19 protein-coding genes are annotated in these 20,669 nt (G+C 43.6%); 9 read left to right on the top strand and 10 right to left on the bottom strand.

Going from position 1 to position 20,669, the window contains the following annotated elements; genetic code table 11:
* The first annotated feature begins 80 nt into the window (after positions 1 to 80).
* Together FHW88_RS14015 and FHW88_RS14010 are read left to right on the top strand one after the other, a co-directional pair.
* Positions 81 to 677, top strand: coding sequence for a ribonuclease HII (locus FHW88_RS14015; protein ID WP_090532602.1), 597 nt, complete (start codon positions 81 to 83; stop codon positions 675 to 677).
* 57 nt (positions 678 to 734) lie between these two features.
* On the top strand, positions 735 to 1,949 hold the full coding sequence (locus FHW88_RS14010) for a glycosyltransferase family 4 protein (protein WP_176626173.1): 1,215 nt from the start codon (positions 735 to 737) through the stop codon (positions 1,947 to 1,949).
* 80 nt (positions 1,950 to 2,029) lie between these two features.
* Here FHW88_RS14010 and FHW88_RS14005 read toward each other — a convergent pair whose 3' ends face one another.
* From FHW88_RS14005 to FHW88_RS13990, 4 genes are all read right to left on the bottom strand, one after another.
* Positions 2,030 to 2,998, bottom strand: coding sequence for a transglutaminase domain-containing protein (locus tag FHW88_RS14005; RefSeq protein WP_176626171.1), 969 nt, complete (start codon positions 2,996 to 2,998; stop codon positions 2,030 to 2,032).
* A gap of 96 nt (positions 2,999 to 3,094) precedes the next feature.
* On the bottom strand, positions 3,095 to 4,030 hold the full coding sequence (locus FHW88_RS14000; RefSeq protein ID WP_090532596.1) for an alpha-E domain-containing protein: 936 nt from the start codon (positions 4,028 to 4,030) through the stop codon (positions 3,095 to 3,097).
* A 96-nt stretch (positions 4,031 to 4,126) separates the two neighbouring features.
* Complete coding sequence (locus FHW88_RS13995) at positions 4,127 to 5,575, bottom strand: circularly permuted type 2 ATP-grasp protein (RefSeq protein WP_090532594.1); 1,449 nt, start codon at positions 5,573 to 5,575, stop codon at positions 4,127 to 4,129.
* A gap of 198 nt (positions 5,576 to 5,773) precedes the next feature.
* Positions 5,774 to 6,631, bottom strand: a complete 858-nt coding sequence (locus FHW88_RS13990; RefSeq protein ID WP_176626169.1) for an AraC family transcriptional regulator — start codon at positions 6,629 to 6,631, stop codon at positions 5,774 to 5,776.
* A gap of 89 nt (positions 6,632 to 6,720) precedes the next feature.
* Between FHW88_RS13990 and FHW88_RS13985 the strand changes: the two genes are divergently transcribed.
* A complete protein-coding gene (locus FHW88_RS13985) occupies positions 6,721 to 7,728 on the top strand; it encodes a zinc-dependent alcohol dehydrogenase family protein (RefSeq protein ID WP_218117194.1) in 1,008 nt (335 codons plus the stop codon).
* Between the two features lie 51 nt (positions 7,729 to 7,779).
* Here the strand turns inward: FHW88_RS13985 and FHW88_RS13980 are convergent, their stop codons facing one another.
* From FHW88_RS13980 to FHW88_RS13965, 4 genes are all read right to left on the bottom strand, one after another.
* Entirely contained in the window at positions 7,780 to 8,244 is a 465-nt protein-coding gene (locus FHW88_RS13980) for a hypothetical protein (protein WP_176626167.1), read from the bottom strand.
* A 50-nt stretch (positions 8,245 to 8,294) separates the two neighbouring features.
* Positions 8,295 to 8,996, bottom strand: a complete 702-nt coding sequence (locus FHW88_RS13975) for a hypothetical protein (RefSeq protein WP_176626165.1) — start codon at positions 8,994 to 8,996, stop codon at positions 8,295 to 8,297.
* A gap of 61 nt (positions 8,997 to 9,057) precedes the next feature.
* Positions 9,058 to 9,438, bottom strand: a complete 381-nt coding sequence (locus FHW88_RS13970) for a VOC family protein (RefSeq protein WP_208057686.1) — start codon at positions 9,436 to 9,438, stop codon at positions 9,058 to 9,060.
* A gap of 60 nt (positions 9,439 to 9,498) precedes the next feature.
* Positions 9,499 to 10,305: a helix-turn-helix domain-containing protein gene (locus FHW88_RS13965; RefSeq protein ID WP_176626163.1), complete on the bottom strand. Its 807-nt coding sequence runs from the start codon at positions 10,303 to 10,305 to the stop codon at positions 9,499 to 9,501.
* A gap of 86 nt (positions 10,306 to 10,391) precedes the next feature.
* Here FHW88_RS13965 and FHW88_RS13960 point away from each other — a divergent pair, with 86 nt between their 5' ends.
* Complete coding sequence (locus FHW88_RS13960) at positions 10,392 to 10,868, top strand: hypothetical protein (protein ID WP_176626161.1); 477 nt, start codon at positions 10,392 to 10,394, stop codon at positions 10,866 to 10,868.
* 58 nt (positions 10,869 to 10,926) lie between these two features.
* Here FHW88_RS13960 and FHW88_RS13955 read toward each other — a convergent pair whose 3' ends face one another.
* Positions 10,927 to 12,744 carry a serine hydrolase domain-containing protein gene (locus FHW88_RS13955; RefSeq protein WP_176626159.1) on the bottom strand — a complete coding sequence of 606 codons (1,818 nt, stop codon included), beginning with the start codon at positions 12,742 to 12,744 and terminating at the stop codon, positions 10,927 to 10,929.
* Complete coding sequence (locus FHW88_RS13950) at positions 12,731 to 14,362, bottom strand: amidohydrolase (protein WP_176626157.1); 1,632 nt, start codon at positions 14,360 to 14,362, stop codon at positions 12,731 to 12,733. The genes FHW88_RS13955 and FHW88_RS13950 overlap by 14 nt, the downstream gene beginning before the upstream one ends.
* A gap of 127 nt (positions 14,363 to 14,489) precedes the next feature.
* On the opposite strand from FHW88_RS13950, the gene mutL reads away from it, so the two are divergent.
* The 5 genes from mutL to cysS all read left to right on the top strand — a co-directional run bounded on the left by mutL (position 14,490) and on the right by cysS (position 20,666).
* The gene (mutL, locus tag FHW88_RS13945; protein WP_176626155.1) at positions 14,490 to 16,349 is read left to right on the top strand and encodes a DNA mismatch repair endonuclease MutL; all 1,860 of its coding nucleotides are present in this window, start codon (positions 14,490 to 14,492) and stop codon (positions 16,347 to 16,349) included.
* Between the two features lie 18 nt (positions 16,350 to 16,367).
* On the top strand, positions 16,368 to 17,093 hold the full coding sequence (locus tag FHW88_RS13940; protein ID WP_090532574.1) for a rhomboid family intramembrane serine protease: 726 nt from the start codon (positions 16,368 to 16,370) through the stop codon (positions 17,091 to 17,093).
* Positions 17,094 to 17,126: 33 nt separating this feature from the next.
* Positions 17,127 to 18,002 carry a rhomboid family protein gene (locus tag FHW88_RS13935; protein ID WP_176626153.1) on the top strand — a complete coding sequence of 292 codons (876 nt, stop codon included), beginning with the start codon at positions 17,127 to 17,129 and terminating at the stop codon, positions 18,000 to 18,002.
* Positions 18,003 to 19,112: an endonuclease/exonuclease/phosphatase family protein gene (locus FHW88_RS13930; RefSeq protein WP_090532570.1), complete on the top strand. Its 1,110-nt coding sequence runs from the start codon at positions 18,003 to 18,005 to the stop codon at positions 19,110 to 19,112. It begins immediately after the preceding gene.
* 87 nt (positions 19,113 to 19,199) lie between these two features.
* A complete protein-coding gene (gene cysS / locus FHW88_RS13925; protein WP_176626151.1) occupies positions 19,200 to 20,666 on the top strand; it encodes a cysteine--tRNA ligase in 1,467 nt (488 codons plus the stop codon).
* The last annotated feature ends 3 nt before the right edge of the window (positions 20,667 to 20,669 follow it).

Raw genomic sequence — 20,669 nt, 5'->3', positions numbered from 1 at the left:
GATGCGTTAACCACATGTTGAAAAACTCATCATACTAATTGTTTTACTAACACGTTTACAACTCTTATTATATTTGCCGGATGTTATCAGCCAGGTACCAGTACGAATTTTTGGAAGCAGGATGCGATGAAGCGGGACGCGGATGTTTGGCCGGGCCTGTTTTTGCCGCCGCAGTTATTTTACCGCCTGATTTTGATCATCACCTGCTAAACGATTCTAAGCAAGTTACTGAAGAGATAAGGTACCAGCTTCGGGCCGAAATTGAGGAAAAAGCGGTGGCTTATGCCGTAGCATCTGTTGATAATCTGGAGATAGATGAGATCAATATTCTCAACGCGTCATTCCTGGCCATGCACCGGGCCATCGAAAAATTACATCTTGAACCCCAGTTTCTGATCATCGACGGCAATCGCTTCAAAAAATACCGGAACATCCCACATGAGTGTATTATACAAGGCGATGGAAAATATTTCAGCATAGCGGCTGCATCTATCCTAGCCAAAACCTACCGCGACGATTATATGATGCAAATAGCGGCCGAACACCCGGAATATGAATGGCATACCAATAAAGGCTATCCAACCATTAGGCACCGCGAAACCGTAATGAAGATTGGTTTTACGCCCTATCACCGCCGCACTTTCAGGGTTACCGATCCGCAGTTAAGTATTTTTTAATGAAGTTTTGAATACCACGTTCAGGATGGTATTTTTGTTAAAAACCAAATCCACCGTTTGAAGATCCTAATTTTAACACATCGTGTCCCATTTCCGCAGAATGGCGGTTACGCTATTGTGGTTTGCAATACCATAAAAGGGCTGATTGCACTTGGGCATGAAGTTGCATTGGTGGCTTTAAACGGGAAAAGATATCATGGTAGTGTACAAACAGACGAAGATGAGCTAATGCAGAAGATCAGGTACACATCATATGACATTAACATTAATATATCTGTACTTGATTCCATAACCAATCTGTTCAGCAAAAAATCAAACGACGTTGATCGTTATTACAATGCCGAATTTGAAAAACTCCTGCTACGCGAATTGCGCCAGACATCATACGATGTTATCCAGTTTGAAGGCCTGTTTGTAACGCCTTACCTGGCCGCTATGCGTAAGCATACCAAAGCCAGGTTGATTTACCGGTCGCATAATATTGAACACCAGGTATGGATGAGGCTGGCACAACGAAAAAGCGACCTGTTTAAGAAGTGGTACCTGCATTTGCTGGCCCGCCGGGTGAAAGATTATGAACTGCAGCAGCTTAATAAATTTGATGCCATTGCTGTATTTACCAATGAAGATAAAAAAACGCTGTTATCCTACGGTGTTACCATTCCGGTTGATATTTTTCCGGTAGGTATTTCCCTGACCGATTATAAGCCGGACTATAATAAAACGGAATTCCCAAGTTTGTTTTTTTTAGGTTCGTTAGATTGGATGCCCAACCGGGAAGGGATTGAATGGTTTATTGAGAATTTTTATAAAGACCTTACCGAGGGCGACCTCCGCGTAAAATTTTATGTTGCCGGGCATAATATCCCCGATAGCTTTGATGAGTACGAAGCGATGGGAAAGATCTTTATCCAGGGTGAGGTTGACGATGCTTCTGAGTTTGTGAACAGTAAGGCTATTATGGTGGTGCCCTTGCTTTCAAGCGGTGGCATGCGGGTTAAAATAGTAGAGGGTATGGCGATGGAAAAATGCATTATCTCTACCTCATTAGGTGCCGAAGGCATCAATTTTACCAATGGCACTAATATCCTTATTGCTAATAACCGGCAGGAGTTTTATGATGCCATTGAACGCTGTATTACCGACGAAGAATTTTGCCGTAATATTGGCCTCAACGCCCGCCGTTTAATTGAAGAACAGCACGATGTACATGTAATAGCACCGGGCCTTGTTGCTTTTTATCAAAGCCTGAACGTTGATTTACCTGAATAAGGGATTCCCTATACCGTTGTTGGTGTGACAACAATTTCTCCGCTGCCAACTGCCACTGAAAACTGCCACTGCCAACTAATCTACTGTTGCTGTTGTTGTTGCTGCTGAATGATCTCCATATATCGCTGATAGCTGTTTTTAGGAAATTCGGCTACCGTGTGCATTGCCGGCGATTCGTGGGTTTTATCCTCAAAAACAATAGTATCTGCATCGTCAACAATTACTGACACTTCTAGCTTGTGGCCGTAGGCGCCTTTATAAACACCTTTAACCGGCGAACAATCTGAAAAATTGCGGCCCACAGCCAGGCGTACGTGGGTTTCATTGGCAATACAGTTATTTGTAGGGTCGATGCCAAGCCAGCCATAGTCGGGCACATACACTTCGGCCCAGGCATGGGTTGCTCCCTCGCCGCGCATAGCGCTGCTATGGGTACAGATATAACCACTTACATAACGGGATGGTATTTTAAGCTGGCGGAGCATCACCATTAATATATGGGCAAAATCCTGGCAAACGCCGGCTTTAAGCTTCCATACTTCATCCAGTGTAGTTTCAACAGTGGTAACGCCTTTGATGTACTCAAAATTTTTATAAACCCAGCCGCAAAAACGAAGTGCTATCTGAAAGGGCGTTTCATCTTTACGCCGTTCCTGCTCAACTATTTCCTGTAGCTCGGGCAGGCCTTCAAAATATTCCTGCTTTAAAAAATCAATATAGGGCACCATGTATTGAAGCCGCTTAAGATCCTCCCATTGCTGCTCCGGAAAAATATCATTAACCGGAAGGGGGCGCTGGCGGGTAATAACAACCAGCTTTGAGTTAATGACCAGCATGTTATGCTGGTCGCTGTAGGTGAAACTGCCAACCTCGTTGCCATAGTAATCGATATGAGTATCAACTACCGGGCTGCCTGTTATATTTAGCTCCTGTTTTACCACTTCCTGGTATTCATCTTTTATCGGGAACAGGATGATTTGGTTGGCGCTGTCACGAACAGGGCCTTCATAAGTGTATTTGGTGATATGTTGGATCTTAAATTCAGGCATTTTTTTAATTTTTTAATTTGAGGATTTGAAAATTTGAAAATGAAAAGATAGACTGGCATTTTCAAATCTTCAAATCAAAACATCTTCAAATTGTGATCATGAATTAGCAAAGTAATGCTGGTTTAATGAATTGCCTATGCCGTATAGCTCACTCCTGATCTGGGTGAGGAACAAGTGCAAGCCCTCCTGCTTGATACTTTTTACCGAACTATACTTTATGCGGCTTTGCAACCGGCCTATCTGAAACGACATTTCCCTGTAGTCATCGGCATTGCTGTCATTCTTCAATCTGTCGAAATAACGCTGAATATTATTTACCGAATAAATAACCGAGCGCGGAAAATCGTTGTTCAGAACAACCTGCTCCAAAACATTTTCGGCCTCAAACCCCTCACGATAGGTTTTTAAATACAGTTCGTACCCACCCAATGAAAGCAGCAGGTGTTTCCAGTAAGTGGTATCCGTAAGCAGATCGGGGTTGTCGCTTATCGAGCTGAATTTAGTATCCAAAATATCCACCGACTGGATGGCCCGTTCCAGGTATTTGCCAATGTTCATAAATGCACGGCCTTCGCCGCGTTCCATGGTTATTTCCACTGTGCCGTAATAAAGCATTACTTGTTTTATCAGCACGTCCAGTACCCCTATCGGGTCTTCCCGGTGCAGGGCGCGTTCCAGCCGAGGATCTTTTACGGTGTGGTAATATTCATTAAGGCATTGCCAAAGGTCCTTGGTGATGTGCTCCTGTACACCGCGGGCGTTTTCTCGTGCCAGTGTAATGATGTTGAGTATGGAATTAGGATTATTTTTCCCGGTAACCATATACTTTAAAACCGACCGGCTGTCGTTGTCCAGCTTTTCGGCTTCGCCGGCGTTTAGCCCGGCAAAAATCCTCATTACGGGCTCCCAGGTAAATTCCTGCACCGTATCCTGCGATGACGCATAATTAATTTTGAGCATCCGCAGCATACCATCGCTGCGTTCAATGTAACGGCTTAACCAATAAAAACTTGCTGCAACCCTGCTTAACATATGATCTGAATTTCGGAATTAGGATGTTCAATTTCGGATTTACTTGGCTCCGCATCCTTCTTGTTTTTTATTTTTGATTTAAAAGCCTTTTACCACTCAGGCTAACACCCATGTATCCTTACTGCCGCCACCCTGCGAACTGTTTACCACCAGTGAACCTTCTTTTAAAGCCACACGGGTTAAACCGCCGGGTACTATCTCAATGCCATCGGGGCCGTACAGCGCGTATGGCCTTAAATCAACCCTGCGTGGCTTCAGTTCGCCCTGCATGTAACATGGCGCCGCCGAAAGACTGATGGTTGGCTGTGCTATGAAGTTACGCGGATCTTTCAGGATTTCCTTTTTATACTCGTCTATTTCCTGCTCGCTTGCCGCATGTCCCATCAGCATCCCGTAGCCGCCGCTGCCATTGGTTTTTTTAACCACCATTTTATTGAGGTTTTTAAATACCATTTCGCGTTCATCCGGATTGCCTAACTGGTGTGTTGGTACGTTTTTGAGTATGGGTTCTTCGTTCAGATAATAGCGGATCATATCCGGTACATACGCATAAACCGCCTTATCGTCGGCCACGCCAGTGCCTGTTGCATTTACTATGGCTACATTGCCTTTGCGATAAGCGCCCATAAGGCCTGCTACGCCAAGCATACTTGCCGGGTTAAATACCAGGGGATCGAGAAACTCATCGTCCACCCGGCGGTAGATCACATCAACCTGTTGCAGCCCGGTGGTGGTTTTCATGTACACTTTATGGTTGTTCACTACCAGGTCGCGTCCTTCTACCAATTCAACCCCCATCAGGCGGGCCAGCGTGGTATGCTCAAAATAGGCCGAATTATAAATACCTGGCGTAAGTAAAACAATAGTTGGGTTATGGATCTGCCGGGGTGAAAGCGCCAGCAGGTTTTTATATAGTATTGACGGATATTCGGTAACGCTGCGCACACTGCATTGCGGCAGCAGGTCGGGAAATAAGCGTTTGGTGATCTCCCTGTTCTCGAGCATATAGCTTACGCCCGATGGGGTGCGCAGGTTATCTTCGAGCACGTAAAAAGTGCCGTCTTCATCACGGATAAGGTCGATGCCCGAAATATGTACATAAATATCATAAGGCACCTGGAGCTGGTACATCTCGCGCAGAAAGTGCGGACACGAATAAATAATATCAATAGGTACTATGCCGTCCTTTACAATAAACTGATTATGGTATATATCCTTCAGAAATAAATTAAGCGCGTTAAGGCGCTGCTTGATGCCGCGCTCAACAAAAGCCCATTCATCGGCAGTGATGATACGGGGGATAATATCAAAAGGAAAGATCTTTTCAATGCCTTCGCCGCTGTTATAAACGGTAAAGGTGATGCCCTGGCTCATGAAAAGGCGCTTGGCAAGCTCCTCCTTTTTGTTCAGGTCGTCGGCCGATTCCTTTGAAATGTAGTCAATAACTTTACGGTAATGTTCCCGAACATTAGCGTCCAAGCCATACATTTCGTCCCAAACATTATCAATTGGGCTATATTTGTCAAAATAAGCTGATTCTTCCATGAAAAAATTACAATAAATTAAAAATTGACAATCAGTTATCTTTCAGAATTGTAATTTATGAAGTGTTTTTGATAAAAAAGCAAATTATTTTGAAATTTTTGAAGATATTTTAATCAAATTTTCAATTCATGGTGATTTTTAAAATATAATTCTTGTGTTTATCGGGGCGTTAATATAAAAATGACGAGCTCTAACGTATTAAACAAGGGCATTCAATTCTCCTCCCGCTTTCCTAAAATCCGAAGGGTTCATACTTCTGTATTTTTTAAAAATATGGTTCAGGTGGCTTTCATCATTAAAACCAAGCTCGTTGGCAATTTCAACCATACGCATGTTGCTGTGCAGTAAACGGTTCTCAATCAGCTTGAGTTTGTAATTGATGATATACTGCTGCATAGTTTCGCCGGTATGTTTTTTAAAATACTGACCAAGGTAGTTTTCAGAGATTCCGGCTTTATCGGCTATGACTTTAGCTTTTAGTTTTTCGGGGAAGTAGATGTTGGCCTGGATGTATTGCAGGATATCAAGCGTTTTTTCTTCGGTGTTCTCACTAACATCATCGGGCATGCTCATAGCCACATTACGAGCGGCGATTACTATAACCGTATTGATATATTGCTGAAGGAGCGCTTTACTGTAAAGCCCTTTTTTTTCTTTTTCACTGATGATGGCCTGCATAATGGGTTTTACAACGGCTTTGTCTTCATCGGTTTTTAATATGCATCCCGGTGCCTGGCCTGCGTTTTTTAGCAGAAAATTGAGATGCTCGGCTGTTTCGCTGCTAAGGCCGCGATCTTTAATGTAAAGTGGGTTGAAACGGATAAACAGAAACTGTGTTTCGGTTAGTATCTCAAAATAATGTGAATCATCAGGTGTAAGTAAAAACAGGTGACCGGGTTTATAGGTAAACTTGCTTTTGTTTATGCACTGCTTTCCGGTGCCGCTTATGATATAAATAAACTCGAAAAAGCTGTGTGAGTGTTCGCTGCGGGGACAGGCGCTGAGTGGTTCGCGCAAAACAACTTCAAAAGGCTGGTATAAATTATCTTTTACCATAGTGTAAATGTACAAATGTTACGAGGGATTGTACAAGGAATATGGCCGCCTCCTTGTATAATTTTGTATTGTAATTAAACAACAACACAATGGAAACTCAAAATACAACAATGCAGGCCCTTATCGCTCCTGAAGCAAATGCGCCTTTCACAATAACCGTAGTTGACCGCCCAATTGCCTCCAAAGGCCAGGTACTGGTGCGTATTATAGCCAGTGGCGTCAGCGTATTGGATAATAAGATCCGTACAGGTAAAGGGGGGCATGCCAGGCAGCCCTTACCTGCCATTTTAGGGATGGACTTTGCCGGCATAGTTGAAGCAGTTGGTGCTGATGTAAATACTTTTAAACCTGGCGACGAAGTGTATGGCCTTGCCGGTGGTATTGGTAGGCTACAGGGTACTTACGCGCAATATGCTGCCTTTGATGCAGACCTGCTTGCCATTAAACCATCTCACTTAAGTTTCAGACAGGCGGCTTCGATGCCGCTTAACTTTATTACTGCCTGGGAAGGCCTCGTAGACAGAGCAAATGTGCGTGAGGGACAAAAAGTGCTGGTACATGGTGGTGCCGGAGGCGTTGGCCATTTAGCGGTTCAGGTAGCGAAAGCCTTTGGCGCGGATGTATATGCTACCGGCAGCGCGGCCCAGCAGCAATATATTGAAAGCATTGGCGCTACTTTTATCGATTATCGTGCCTCAACTGTTGACGAATATGTGAACAATTATACTAACGGCGAAGGGTTTGACATTGTATATGATACCCTGGGCGGAGCCACTTTAGATGCATCATTTAATGCGGTACGTTATTATACCGGTCATGTGGTAAGCTGCCTGGGTTGGGGTGAGCATAAGCTGGCGCCCTTATCATTCCGGGGAGCTACATATTCCGGGGTGTTTACTTTGATGCCGATGCTCACCGGTAGAGGCCGCAAACATCATGGTGAAATTATGCAGGAGGCTACAAAACTTGCTGAGGCCGGCAAAATTGTTCCGCTGGTGGATGAGCGTACATTTACATTGGCTACCGCCAATCAAGCCCACGAGATCTTAGAGAATGGTAAGACGAACGGTAAGTTGGTGATTGACGTTGCGGAGTAAGGTGGCTCGCCCTAAAATAAGCTGACCTCTCCATTTTAAAAGTCCTGTGCTTTAAAACGGCCTGAATAACGGGCGGCTGATCAATGGTGAAAACGACCAGGGGATGGAACTTAAAATAACCAGCAGGGCAATGGTTAGCCAAATGGCCGTGATTTTAAATTTGTCCTTATCAAGTGTTTTTCGTTTGGCTTTTGATGAGGCAATGGTGATCAGCGTAATGCCGATCAGCATCATGGTAACGTGTTCCATACCAAAAAACCTGATCTGCCGCTCGTGCACCGCCTCTTTAAAATGGCTGATGAAGTAATTGGCTATCGGGCTGATGAAATACAACCAAAGCCCAATAGTTAGCTGGATATGAGCAATATTGGTGGTAATAACCCGCACGCGGTCGTCAAATTTTGAATAGTTTTTGTTAGTAAGCCATCCGCTGTAAGCGCGATAAAGGGCAAAAAGCAGGCTGGCCAAAACAAACCAGCGGGTAAGGGAGTGTAATGCTAAAATAAAAGCGTACATATATTAATGTATGACGACGGGCAAAGGAAAAGATTTTATCCGAAATAAAATTATTTTGATACCAATCCCCTTATATAAATTTCACCGGGTTTATCAGTTGGGCGCCTTCCGGCAACAGTGCCTTTGCGGGCTTCAGGCGCCAGCATCCATATGTTGATCGTTACATCCGGCGCCCTATTTTTATTCTTTTTCCAGGTTAGATTTATTTCGTTGATGTCCTGCGCCGAAATGAGCATACTTTCATCGTCAACAAAATAGCCGTCAACAGCAAACCTCACATTGCCACTTACTCCAAACCTCCTTTTTATATCGTCAAAAGTATTTGTTTCAATTTTCACTCCTTTTTTAAGGGTTATCATTATTATACCAAACCTGCTCAGGTTGGCGACGTTTGCCGGAACATCCTTGTCTTTAAAAACTGTCAACCAGGTAACATCATTTGGATTTATATGGCCAAGACCAGTAATGATTTTGGAGTTAACAATAATTAATGGCTGCCGTTCCTTTGCATCAGGTAAATGGCGGTATAAGGAATCGGCGGGAGACTTAGATTGGTAGCTTTTATATGTATTAGTTGTGTCTTTAAACGAGGGGCTTTGATTGGGGTTTAACAAAGCTTTGTCGGTATCTGGCTTTGCCTGCAAAGGTTGAGCTGATTTACTTTGCGGCCGTGGCGTTTGAGGTAGGACTGTCTGAGCAAAAGCGGTAGTTCCATAAAACAGACACACTAAAACAGTTAAAAGATTTTTCATGGTTGTAATTTTATGGATAAGATGCAGGCGCTGTGTGATTTCCATAAATTATTCAAATTATTTATAACGGGTTAGTAATCCACCATGTATTTCCGAACGGATCTTTTACCCCTGCGCTCCTGCCGTATGGTTGATCGGCCGGCGACATGATGCTTTCGGCTCCGTTATCAAGGGCCTTCTGGTAAGTTTCGTCACAGTTTTCTACGTATACAAACATACCTGCATTTTGCTGTTGGTAAGTATCGGTACAATCGGCAAACATGATGGTGCTGCCGTTTATATTAATCTCGGCGTGCATAATGGTGTGTTCATCGCGCATGGTTTTAAATTGTTCGGTTGCGCCAAAAACACTTTGGGTAAACCCGATAAACTGAGCGCCGTTTTTAACAATGAGGTAAGGCATGACAGCCTGGTAATTTTCGGGGATGTGTATTGTTGCCATAATTTGTTTTTTTCTCAAAATTAGCTGTCCCCCTGTTCTCAAAATTGTAAAAACCAGACATTATGCATTCCGGTATTCAGTTCCCTCGGCCTTGCCTGAAAAATAAAAACCCGGATGATAGCCAGTAAACTCCTTCACGTCATGAATAAAGTGCGACTGGTCGTAATATCCGCATTCCAGCGCTATCTGCGTTAATGTTTTATTTGCATTATATTGAGTCAGGGCATCCTGAAGGCGCACCAGCCGCATATACGTTTTAGGGCTAAAGCCCGCGGACTCCTTAAATTTACGGTCGAACTGCCGTGCCGATAAATTATAAGCATCAGCCAGTCGAGCAACCGTTCTGTGTTGTTTATTATGGATCACATCCCTAATCGCTACTGCTATGCGGTCATCTTTCAATACACTTTGACGTAACCGGGCTATTAAAAATGCAGACAGGATCTCTGCCCGTTTATAGTTATTTGCGGCTACCATGATCTGCTCTTCCAGCTCCCGGCCCGGCCGGCTTAAAAATGTATCGAAATCAAATGCGAGGTTACTGGTTTGGCTGCTTGGGATGTTAAAAAAATAAGGCACTGCAAAAGGATAAATATAGGCGCCAAAAATGCCAAAGTTTTCGGCAGTTATAAACCTGCGGTATTGTGTAGTTTGAAATTGAATGCCTGATAAGCTTGGGCTTTGCTCATTCTTCTCATTCAATTCATTAAACGATGAACGGTAGTGAAATACCAATTCGGTACAGGCATCAGCAACAGAGCGATAAATATATGACGAATGATCCGGCTCCAGCTCATGCTCCAACACCCAGTAAAATCTTACATAAGGTTTAAGCTCGGCCGGTGGCAGGATCGTGAAATAGCGCATCGTTCTGATTGAGATTTCGGAATCATATAAATTTAGAATTTTTAGTTCGATATTAGATCGGAGTACTTACTATTAAAAAAATAAACATGGCGCTTATTTTAGTCGGCAAGTCAACATGCTTTTTATGCGACAAAGTGATTACCGAAGATACTCCTTATAGAGGGTTCCCGCATTTTGTTCCTAATCGGAATGATGAACTATTTGTGTTTTCTGATAGCCCTGTTCATATTGATTGTGTAAATGTCGCCCCCAATGGAGAGAAAGCTACCAGGTATGCCAATGAATTTGTAAAATTTACCAGGCCCGAAAATCGTAAATGTGTGGTAACCGGCGTACTTATCACCAAGTATGAAGACCATGTAATTATTGGGTATCTTACTTCCGATGAAACCTCACCATTACATCAGTTTAATTTTACGCATATCCATCGAAATAATCTTGCACAGTGGGAACGTCGCCTTCAATTATTGTCATTGCTTTTGGCTCTTAAAGAGTCGGATAGTTGGAGACATCATTATGCACAACTCCATTTATCTGCATTGATAAATAGCATTACGATATAACATTTGTAAAAGGAAGCAAATAAGGCCAAAACTGAAATCGAATATTCGGTATTCGAAATCAAAGACCCTTCGCAATAGCCTCATATACCACGTCCTGAATCTTCGGCCTGATATTAAGGCTGCCCAATTTACTGGACACCAAGGGGTTCACCCTGTTTGACAGGAATACATATACCAGGTTATATTTAGGATCAACCCAGATACAGGTGCCTGTAAAACCGGTATGTCCAAAAGCCTGATCTGATGCCAGTTTTGAAGGATAATGTCTTTCGGCTATCGGGTCCCAGCGGTCAAAGCCCAGTCCGCGGCGGCTCACCGGCGATTGTTTGGAGGTGAACAGGTCAACAACCTCCGGCTTAAAATATTGGGCACCGCCATAGCTCCCCTTGTTTAAAACCATCTGGTATAATATAGCCACATCATTGGCACTGCCAAACAGACCGGCATGCCCGGCAACACCGCCTAAAAGCGCTGCAGTTGGATCATGTACATATCCATCCAGTAATGACATGCGGTACTCCTTATCGTTTTCGGTAGGGATTATCCTGTCGGGCGTAAAGCGATATAAGGGTAAGAAGCCTGCAGTTTGCATCCCCAGCGGAGTATAAAAATGCTGCTGTACATAAACGTTGAGCGGTACGGCGGTAATGTTTTCAACAACCTCCTGCATAAAAAGCATGCTTACATCACTATACACGTACTGTCCCCGTGTTTTCAGCGGAGAATTCAGCATGTCGGGCAGCATTACATCTTTATAATAGTCTTTACGCAGGTAATAATGATCAGATACTTTTGTTGGGTAAGCTGCAGACGAATCGGTACTGTGATCTGTCGGTTTTACCTTTTCAAACGACTGGATATCGGGAATCAGGCCTGCCTGGTGCAGCAGCACTTCGCGGATCCGGATGTCGTTTTTATTGCTTTTACGGGCAAGGGGAATATAATCGCCAAGGGTTTTCTCCAGGCTTAATTTACCCTGGTCGGTAAGCTGCATGGTTTCCATGGTAGTTGCCGATACTTTGGTCATGGAGGCAAGGTCAAAAATATCGGTCAGCTTGTCTGGGATCACATTATCATAGGTGTGATAACCGTAAGCTTTATTAAATATCACCTTACCATCTTTAGCAACCAATACCACGCAGCCGGGGGTGGCATGCTCACGGATGGCTTCCTGTGCTATTTTATCTATTCCCTGCAGGTTAGCAGCATTTATGCCGGCTTCTTCAGGAACAGTATATTGCAGTCTCGTTTTCTCGGTAGTAAAGCCCATCCCGGTTTTATAAACCGCACTGTAGTTTTTAGCTAATTTTTGAGAGATACTTACCCCGCCGAATATAGCTTCGGCACTGTACATGGCCGACACCTCGGATACTCGTTCTGTCCAGATCACGGGGGCGGTTATAACATCAAGCTTGCTCAATAGCGAACCGCTGCCAAAAGCCGCTACAACTATGTTCTTGTTTTTTTGATTGGTGCTGATAAAATCAATCACATCCGGATTGCTTAAATCGGCATCATTTACCTGTACTATAATGGTGTTGTAAAACTTCAGGTCGGAAGTAAGATTGGCCAGCGTTTTATTGCCCGAATAAGTAGCGCCATCAAATAGCTGTACATTGTTATATTTATTAAGCAAGCTATCAAAAACGGCGGCGTACTGGTTATTGAAATGCACACTGGCAATTTTCAAATCCTCCAGCTTTTGCAGCGGCACCAGGTATGAGGCATTGTTAAGCAACACAGTAGAATTGCCAACCAACCTTTCTTCGGCAATGAATGCCTGTCCTGTTAACGGCGGATTTTGAGCACAAGCGGTATTAAATAATGCAAACCCTAATAGTACTAAAGGAACACGGCCCCATTTATTTTTTATCATATACTTTAACTCCGTTTATATAGGTTTGGGTCACTTTGGTTGCCGGGATCTCGCTGCCTTTTACTTTCATAATATCTTTATCCAGTATCACAAAGTCGGCGTATTTACCGGGCTCGATGCTGCCTTTTTCTTTTTCTTCAAAATTGGCTTTGGCTGCCCAAATGGTCATTCCTTTTAATGCTTCAATCCGGCTCAGGGCGTTTTCAGGCTGAAAACCACCTTCCGGAAAACCTTTCAAATCTTTGCGCTCAACCGCTGCATAGAACGTATAAAGCGGATTAATGTTCTCAACCGGGAAATCGGTACCCAAAGGGAGCCCCCCGTTTTGCTTTAACAATTGTTTATAGGCATAAGCCGTTTTAAGCCGTTCGCGGCCCAGTCTTTTACCGGCCCAGTACATATCTGATGTCGCGTGCGTAGGCTGTACCGATGGGATAATACTGTATTGGCCAAACATGTCCAGGTCTTGCGGCGATACTATCTGCGCATGCTCGATACGCCACCTCAGGTCGTTTTTGCCTTTTAAATTAGCCGCATAAATCTTAAGCATTACCCGCACTGCCGAATCACCAATGGCATGGGTACACATCTGGAAACCGCGGGCCGCTATTTTGGGGGCTATTTCTTCAAAATGCTTTGGGTTACTCAACAAAAAGCCGCTCCATTTGGCCGAGTCGGCATAAGGTTTTAGCAGGCAGGCCCCTCTTGAACCGAGGGCGCCATCGGCATAAACTTTAAAAGCCCTTACATTTAACCGGGGTGTTTTAACAACTCCCTTCTTAAACAGGTAATCATAATTCTCCTGTCGGTCGGCCAGCATCACATACAGGCGCATTTTCAGGTCGCCTTTATTTTGCAGCTCGGCAATGGTGTTTACCATGGTATAAGGCAGCCCGCAATCATCAACTGTAGTTAGGCCAGCGGCAAAACAATTTTTCTGTGCCGATAGCAAGGCTGTATCTATAATAGCAGCTGTAGGTTCCGGGATTTTACGGGTAACTATACCTACCGCGTTATCAACCAAAATACCGGTAAGTTTCCCGTTACTGGTTTCTATTTCGCCGCCGTTAATGGTTTGCCCCGGTTTAACACCGGCAATGTTCAGTGCGGCCTGATTGGCTATGGCGGCGTGCCCGTCAACACGGCTAAGGATCACCGGCCTCATCGGAAATAGCGAATCCAGCTTTGCCTTATCGGGGAAATGTTTATTTGTCCAGTCGTTTTGGTCCCAGCCGTTACCGATGATCCAGCCATCGGTATTACGCTCGGCATAAGCTTTTACCGAGTCAATAATTTCGGGCCAGCTGTGGGTGCCTACCAGGTTTACTTCCTGAAGGCCCATACCATATTCATAAAAGTGGGCATGGGCGTCAATAAAGCCGGGATAAACCGCGGCACCCTGCGCGTCAACTACCTCGCGGGCGTTGTATTTTTGTTCAAGGGAATCGGCATTGCCTACTGCAAGTATCTTTCCTCCGCTTACTACAAATGCGCCTGCTGTTGTAAAATTGCTATCTACGGTGTACACAACCGCGTTTTTTACCAGCATATCGGCATTGTATTCTTTTTGTTTGCAGGCCGCTGCCAGTAATAGCAGCGCGGGCAATAGTCTCTTCATAAAGTAATTGTATGTTTATTGTAATTGTATTAAACCACAAAAGTATATACAACTATCAAATCATAAAGTTATGCCTTCAAATATTTAATTTAGCATCGAAATAGAAATTGGAGGGAGTTTTTTTTAGATGTCAGACATTATTCAGCTTTTACCGGATGCCGTTGCCAACCAGATTGCCGCGGGCGAAGTAGTGCAGCGACCGGCTTCTGCGGTAAAGGAATTGGTAGAAAACGCTATTGATGCAGGTGCAGATAAGATCCAGCTTATTATTAAAGATGCGGGTAAATCACTGATCCAGGTTATTGATAATGGCTGCGGCATGAGCCTTACCGACGCCCGCATGTGCTTTGAGCGCCATGCAACTTCAAAAATACGCAAGGCCGAAGATCTGTTCGCCATCCGTACCATGGGTTTCAGGGGCGAAGCCATGGCGTCTATCGCCGCTATTGCCCAGGTAGAGCTGAAAACCCGCCGCCATGAGGATGAACTGGGCAGTTGTATAACTATTGAAGGCTCCGAAGTGATAAGCCAGGAGCCATGTGCAACTAACGCGGGCACATCCATCTCCATAAAAAACCTGTTTTATAATACCCCGGCCCGCCGTAATTTTTTAAAAAGCAACCCGGTAGAGATGCGCCATATTATTGACGAGTTTCAACGTGTGGCCTTAGCACATCCCGAAATCTTTTTCACCCTTCACCATGATAGCCAGGAAGTTTATCATTTGCCTGGCACCACGCTTAAACAAAGAATAGTACACCTGTTTGGCAATAATTATAACCAGCGGCTTGTACCGGTTGAAGAAGATACAACCATTATTAAGCTCCGCGGCTTTGTAGGTAAGCCTGAGTTTGCACGTAAAACCCGCGGCGAGCAGTTCTTTTTTGTAAACAACCGCTTCATCCGCGATTCGTATCTTAATCATGCTGTAACAACAGCGTTTGAAGAACTATTGCCCGATGATTGTTTTCCGTTTTATGTGTTGTTCATCGATATCGACCCTTCAAAAATTGATATCAACGTACACCCAACCAAAACTGAGATCAAATACCAGGATGAAAAGGCTATTTATGCTATTATCCGGTCGGCAGTAAAGCGGTCATTAGGCAGATATAACATTACGCCCAGCCTGGATTTTGACCAGGAAAACAGTATCGAGCACCTGATAACCCCCAAACCGTTTGAGGAGATCATCGCCCCTACTATTTCCTTTAATCCAAACTTTAACCCCTTTGCCGATAAAGCAGAAAAACCCCGGCAGGAGCATCCATTTTTAAGGGAGAGCGGGAGTTATAAAAAAGACCCCATTCCACAAAACTGGGATACTTTGTATGAGATCAGCAAAAAGGAAACCCTTTTTCAGCACGAGATCCACGAGGAAAAAACCATAGCGGTTGATGAGCAGGATGTAAGTAAACCAAGCGAGCGGCAACTGTTCCAGATCCATAACCGGTTTATCCTGTCGCAAATAAAATCGGGCTTTATGCTCATTAACCAGCAGGCCGCGCATGAGCGTATTTTGTACGAACGCTTTTTACAGCAGCTGCAAAATCATTCGGGGGTGAGCCAGCAAAGCTTATTTCCGCAGTCGGTAACACTAAACGGTGCCGATTTTGAGTTATTGAAAGAGCTTTTACCTGATATCCGGTCGCTGGGTTTTGATATCCGTGAATTTGGGAAAAACACTGTGGTAGTAGAGGGGATCCCGGCCGAACTGAACAACGTTGGTGAGCATGAGCTTTTAGAACATTTACTGGAAGGTTTTAAAAACAATATGGCCATCCTTAAATTAGATAAACGGGATAACCTGGCCAGGTCACTGGCCCGTAACGGCGCTATTAAATCAGGAACTAAGCTATCCCTGGAGGAAATGAACCAGCTTATCGACCAGCTTTTTGCCTGTGAGTCACCTAACCAGGCATTGAATGGTAAGCCCGTAATCAGTACCTTTACGATGAACGAATTAATGGAACGATTTGAAAAATAGCCCCAGGCTAAATTATATATGAACGGATACAATCAATCGCCTTTTGCTAATCTTACACCTGTTGTTAAAAACCTGCTGATCATAAATGTGATATGTTTTTTGCCATTTGTATTGTTCAGGCAATTTTATGAAACAACCGTAGTACATTGGTTAGGTGGCTTTTACTTTAACTCTCCTTACTTCGAGCCTTGGCAGATCGTTTCCTATATGTTTTTACATGGTGGCTGGGAGCATATTTTCTTCAACATGTTTGCCTTGTTTTCTTTTGGCCCTATTGTGGAATATGCTATCGGTTCAAAAAGATTTCTTAACCTCTATTTTTTATGCGGAATAGGGGCAATTCTGTTTCAAATTGCGGTACAGGCTATAGAGGTGCATGGTATAACTGGCGGTTTTACCATTGCCCATCCCTTGCTTCAGTCATCTTATTTAGACTATGGTGCAAATGCGCAAAAACTTTTTGATATTTATACTACACCTATAGTTGGAGCTTCCGGAGCGATATTTGGATTGCTTATTGCCTTTGGCATGCTGTTCCCAAATCTTGAACTGATGATATTGTTTATACCCGTACCCATCAAGGCTAAATATATTATACCGGTATATGTAGTGATAGAATTATTTTTAGGTGTAAAGCAATTTTCAGGAGATTCGGTGGCGCATTTTGCACACATTGGCGGCGCGCTTATCGGGTTTTTACTGGTTAAAATTTGGCGATTACAACGGCCAAACAATTTTTATTAATAACAGTAGTTATCTTTGTAATACAGCTTTATTATGAGCACCCTTTGGCAAAATATCCACTACAAAATGCTGCGCTCCGGCAATAGGCTGAACCTGCTTATCGGCATTAATGTGATTGTTTTTTTAGCGATCAATATTCCTGCAGTTATAGAATTTATGTTAACGGGGCCAGGGCATATAAGTATTGTTGCCTTATTTGCAGATAAATACATTAACCTACCGGCTAATCTGCATGTACTGCCTCTTCATTTTTGGACACCGATTAGTTACATGTTCATGCACGCAGGTATATTGCACATCCTTTTTAATATGCTTTGGCTTTATTGGATGGGGCAGATTTTTGAAGAATACCTCGGCAATAAGCGTACTATAGGTTTGTATCTAATGGGAGGGCTTGCTGGCGCCTTGTTTTATGTGCTTGCGTTTAACCTGCTGCCTGGTTTTACAAGTATTAATGCCGCGCAGGATAGTACGATTGTTGGTGCATCGGCAAGTGTTATGGCTATAGTGGTTGCTACAGCTACTCTTTTGCCTGATTATACCATATCGCTGATACTATTTGGCCCGGTTAAGTTAAAGTGGCTCGTACTTGTTATTCTGGTGATAGACTTTTTAGGAATAGCTGGAGGCAACCCGGGCGGTGAAATTGCCCACTTGGGCGGTGCTTTAATGGGGTTTGTGTATATTAAACAACTGCAAAAAGGCCATGATTGGGTAGGTGGGATAGCTAAACTATTTAAGTCGAAACCTAAGCTAAAAGTAGTTTCGAACAATATGGGTAAAAATGCCTCTGATTATCCTCGGCAGGAAGAGATTGACCGCATTTTAGACAAAATATCGCAATCGGGCTACAATAGCTTAAGCAAACAGGAACGGGAGATTTTATCGCGTGCAAGCAAACAGGAATAAATGATAAAAAAAAAGCAAAGTATTTTTAGCAGGGTGTTGTTATGGATAAACCTGTTTTTCTGTTTTGCTTTACTGATAGGATATTTAGCCCCCTCGGTTGATCCGCGCAAGTATTGGTTATTCGCTTTCTTCGGTCTTGCCTATCCTCCTATACTGTTGGTTAATATAATCATGATGTTGTATTGGTTGCTGCGCAAGCGCTGGCAGTTTTTATTTTCTCTGGTCAGTATTTTAATTGGCTGGGGAGTACTTAATAACAATATCGGGTTCAGATTTAAATCAAGCTTTTCGCTGCCCCCCGGGCTCAATGTTGTACATGTCATGACCTACAACGTGCATAACTTTAAACATTTTGGCTTTAATAACGATATATCAACCAAGCATGAAATCCTAGAGATCATCAATAGCGAACAGCCGGATGTGATAGGGTTCCAGGAGTTTTATACCCGAAATAAAGGACAGTATGAAACGCGCGACTCGATCAACAAAATATTAGGCAGCAATAACTTTTACTTTGAACCCTTTAGTTTTAACAGCCGTGAAGCCATCGGCATGGCTATCTTTTCGAAATTCCCTATTCTATCAAGAGGTATGATCCGCCTTGCGGCCGACAGAACATCCGGCAACCAGTGCTTATATGCTGATATAAAAAAGGGAGATAAAATTTTCAGGTATTATAATATCCACCTGCAATCCATCAATTTTAACCCGGACGATTATAAATATATCGACAGCGTATCAAAAAAGGGAAAAACCGACATTAAATCAACCAAGCGCCTGGGGAGCAAGCTTAAAATAGCTTTTATGAAAAGAGCCGAGCAGGTTTTTAAAGTAAAGGCGCATGCTGCCCAATGTCCATATCCTTATATTATAGCCGGTGATTTTAATGATACCCCTTCGTCATTCGCGGTTAACCAAATGGCCAAAGGCTTAAACAATTCATTCCGCGAAAAGGGATCAGGCTTAGGGCGCACATATAACGGCGACTTTCCCAATTACCAGATAGATTACATTATGAGCAGCCCGCAATTCTCAGTTTTCAACTACAAGGTGATCGAGAAAAAACTTTCAGACCATTATCCTTTACGGAGCGATCTCGTACTGAATTAACATAGGTCATTGCTCTTCGTTTGTAAAAATAAACCTGAAAGCCGGCAGGCAGTAACTTAAAATTGAAAAAATCGTAAGTTTGCGCTCATGCAACAAAATTTGTTTGTTTACAACACTTTAACCCGTAAAAAAGAGTTATTTAAGCCCATTAACGCGCCGCATGTTGGCATGTATGTTTGCGGGCCTACTGTTTATAGCGATGTTCATTTAGGCAACTGCCGTACTTATATATCTTTCGATCTTATGTTCAGGTACCTTACGGCTATTGGCTACAAGGTGCGCTACGTACGTAATGTGACCGATGCGGGCCATCTTGAAGGTGATGCCGGCGACGAGGGTGAAGACAAAATTGCAAAAAAGGCCAAGCTTGCACAGCTTGAGCCAATGGAGATAGTGCAAAAATACACCGTTGGCTTCAGGGATGTGATGAGGATCCTGAACAACCTGCCCCCAAGTATTGAACCTACAGCTACCGGCCATATCATTGAGCAGATAGAAATGGTGAAGGAAATACTTGCCAGGGGCTATGCTTATGAGGTGGATGGTACCATTTATTTTGATGTTGAAAAATATAACAAAAGCCAGGATTATGGCATATTAAGCGGCCGTAATCTCGAAGACCTTTTAAATAATACCCGTACGCTTGGCGGTCAGCAGGAAAAACATGGCAAGCTTGATTTTGCCCTGTGGATAAAAGCCAAGCCCGAACACCTGATGAAATGGCCTTCGCCATGGGGTGTGGGCTTTCCGGGTTGGCACCTGGAATGCTCGGCCATGAGCCAGAAATACCTGGGCAGCCACTTTGACATTCATGGCGGCGGGATTGATCTTGTGCCAACGCACCATACCAATGAAATTGCCCAAAACGTAGCTTGCTGCGGTACCAACCCGGCCAATTACTGGGTGCATACCAATATGCTTACGGTAAACGGCCAAAAAATGTCTAAATCATTAGGCAACAGCTTTTTACCGCATGAACTGTTCAGCGGCGAAAACTCGATACTTAACAAAGGCTACAGCCCCATGACGGTAAGGTTCTTCATGCTGCAGGCCCATTACCGTAGTACACTTGATTTTGGCAATGAAGCTATGGAAGCATCCGAAAAAGGGTTTAAACGCCTTATGAACGCCTTTACCCTGCTAACCGACGGATTGAAAGCATCTGCCACTACCGAAGTTGAAATAGCATCATTAATGGAGCGTTGCTATGCCGCTATGAACGACGATTTTAACAGCCCGGTTTTAATTGCCGAGCTCTTTGAAGCATCGCGCATTATCAATTCGGTATATGATGGTAAATTGAAAATTGATGCCGCTAACCTTGAACAGTTAACCGCGCTTATGAATTTATTTGTGGTTGAAGTACTGGGTTTACAAAATGAGCAGGCAGCTAATGACGATCTGCCAAAAGTGTTAAATTTTATCGTCGATCTGCGCAGCGGTGCTAAAGCAAATAAGGATTATGCCACGTCGGATAAGATCCGTGATGGTTTATCACAGATAGGTTTCCAGCTAAAAGATAGTAAAGAAGGTACCACCTGGAGCAAAGCCTGATAA

Origin of the sequence: Mucilaginibacter sp. SG538B (genome assembly GCF_013376065.1) — a bacterium.
Lineage (GTDB): Bacteria > Bacteroidota > Bacteroidia > Sphingobacteriales > Sphingobacteriaceae > Mucilaginibacter > Mucilaginibacter rubeus.
The sequence above is the reverse complement of the archived record's forward strand: the minus strand, read 5'-3'. Positions and strand labels throughout refer to the sequence as shown.

What these genes read in the sequence shown, in the direction of transcription:
- FHW88_RS14015 (WP_090532602.1), top strand. Translation starts at nt 81, where the DNA reads ATGTTATCAGCCAGGTACCAGTACGAATTTTTGGAAGCAGGATGCGAT.
- FHW88_RS14005 (WP_176626171.1), bottom strand. Translation starts at nt 2,998, where the DNA reads ATGCCTGAATTTAAGATCCAACATATCACCAAATACACTTATGAAGGC.
- FHW88_RS14000 (WP_090532596.1), bottom strand. Translation starts at nt 4,030, where the DNA reads ATGTTAAGCAGGGTTGCAGCAAGTTTTTATTGGTTAAGCCGTTACATT.
- FHW88_RS13995 (WP_090532594.1), bottom strand. Translation starts at nt 5,575, where the DNA reads ATGGAAGAATCAGCTTATTTTGACAAATATAGCCCAATTGATAATGTT.
- FHW88_RS13990 (WP_176626169.1), bottom strand. Translation starts at nt 6,631, where the DNA reads ATGGTAAAAGATAATTTATACCAGCCTTTTGAAGTTGTTTTGCGCGAA.
- FHW88_RS13985 (WP_218117194.1), top strand. Translation starts at nt 6,721, where the DNA reads ATGGAAACTCAAAATACAACAATGCAGGCCCTTATCGCTCCTGAAGCA.
- FHW88_RS13980 (WP_176626167.1), bottom strand. Translation starts at nt 8,244, where the DNA reads ATGTACGCTTTTATTTTAGCATTACACTCCCTTACCCGCTGGTTTGTT.
- FHW88_RS13975 (WP_176626165.1), bottom strand. Translation starts at nt 8,996, where the DNA reads ATGAAAAATCTTTTAACTGTTTTAGTGTGTCTGTTTTATGGAACTACC.
- FHW88_RS13970 (WP_208057686.1), bottom strand. Translation starts at nt 9,438, where the DNA reads ATGGCAACAATACACATCCCCGAAAATTACCAGGCTGTCATGCCTTAC.
- FHW88_RS13965 (WP_176626163.1), bottom strand. Translation starts at nt 10,305, where the DNA reads ATGCGCTATTTCACGATCCTGCCACCGGCCGAGCTTAAACCTTATGTA.
- FHW88_RS13960 (WP_176626161.1), top strand. Translation starts at nt 10,392, where the DNA reads ATGGCGCTTATTTTAGTCGGCAAGTCAACATGCTTTTTATGCGACAAA.
- FHW88_RS13955 (WP_176626159.1), bottom strand. Translation starts at nt 12,744, where the DNA reads ATGATAAAAAATAAATGGGGCCGTGTTCCTTTAGTACTATTAGGGTTT.
- FHW88_RS13950 (WP_176626157.1), bottom strand. Translation starts at nt 14,362, where the DNA reads ATGAAGAGACTATTGCCCGCGCTGCTATTACTGGCAGCGGCCTGCAAA.
- mutL (WP_176626155.1), top strand. Translation starts at nt 14,490, where the DNA reads ATGTCAGACATTATTCAGCTTTTACCGGATGCCGTTGCCAACCAGATT.
- FHW88_RS13940 (WP_090532574.1), top strand. Translation starts at nt 16,368, where the DNA reads ATGAACGGATACAATCAATCGCCTTTTGCTAATCTTACACCTGTTGTT.
- FHW88_RS13935 (WP_176626153.1), top strand. Translation starts at nt 17,127, where the DNA reads ATGAGCACCCTTTGGCAAAATATCCACTACAAAATGCTGCGCTCCGGC.
- FHW88_RS13930 (WP_090532570.1), top strand. Translation starts at nt 18,003, where the DNA reads ATGATAAAAAAAAAGCAAAGTATTTTTAGCAGGGTGTTGTTATGGATA.
- cysS (WP_176626151.1), top strand. Translation starts at nt 19,200, where the DNA reads ATGCAACAAAATTTGTTTGTTTACAACACTTTAACCCGTAAAAAAGAG.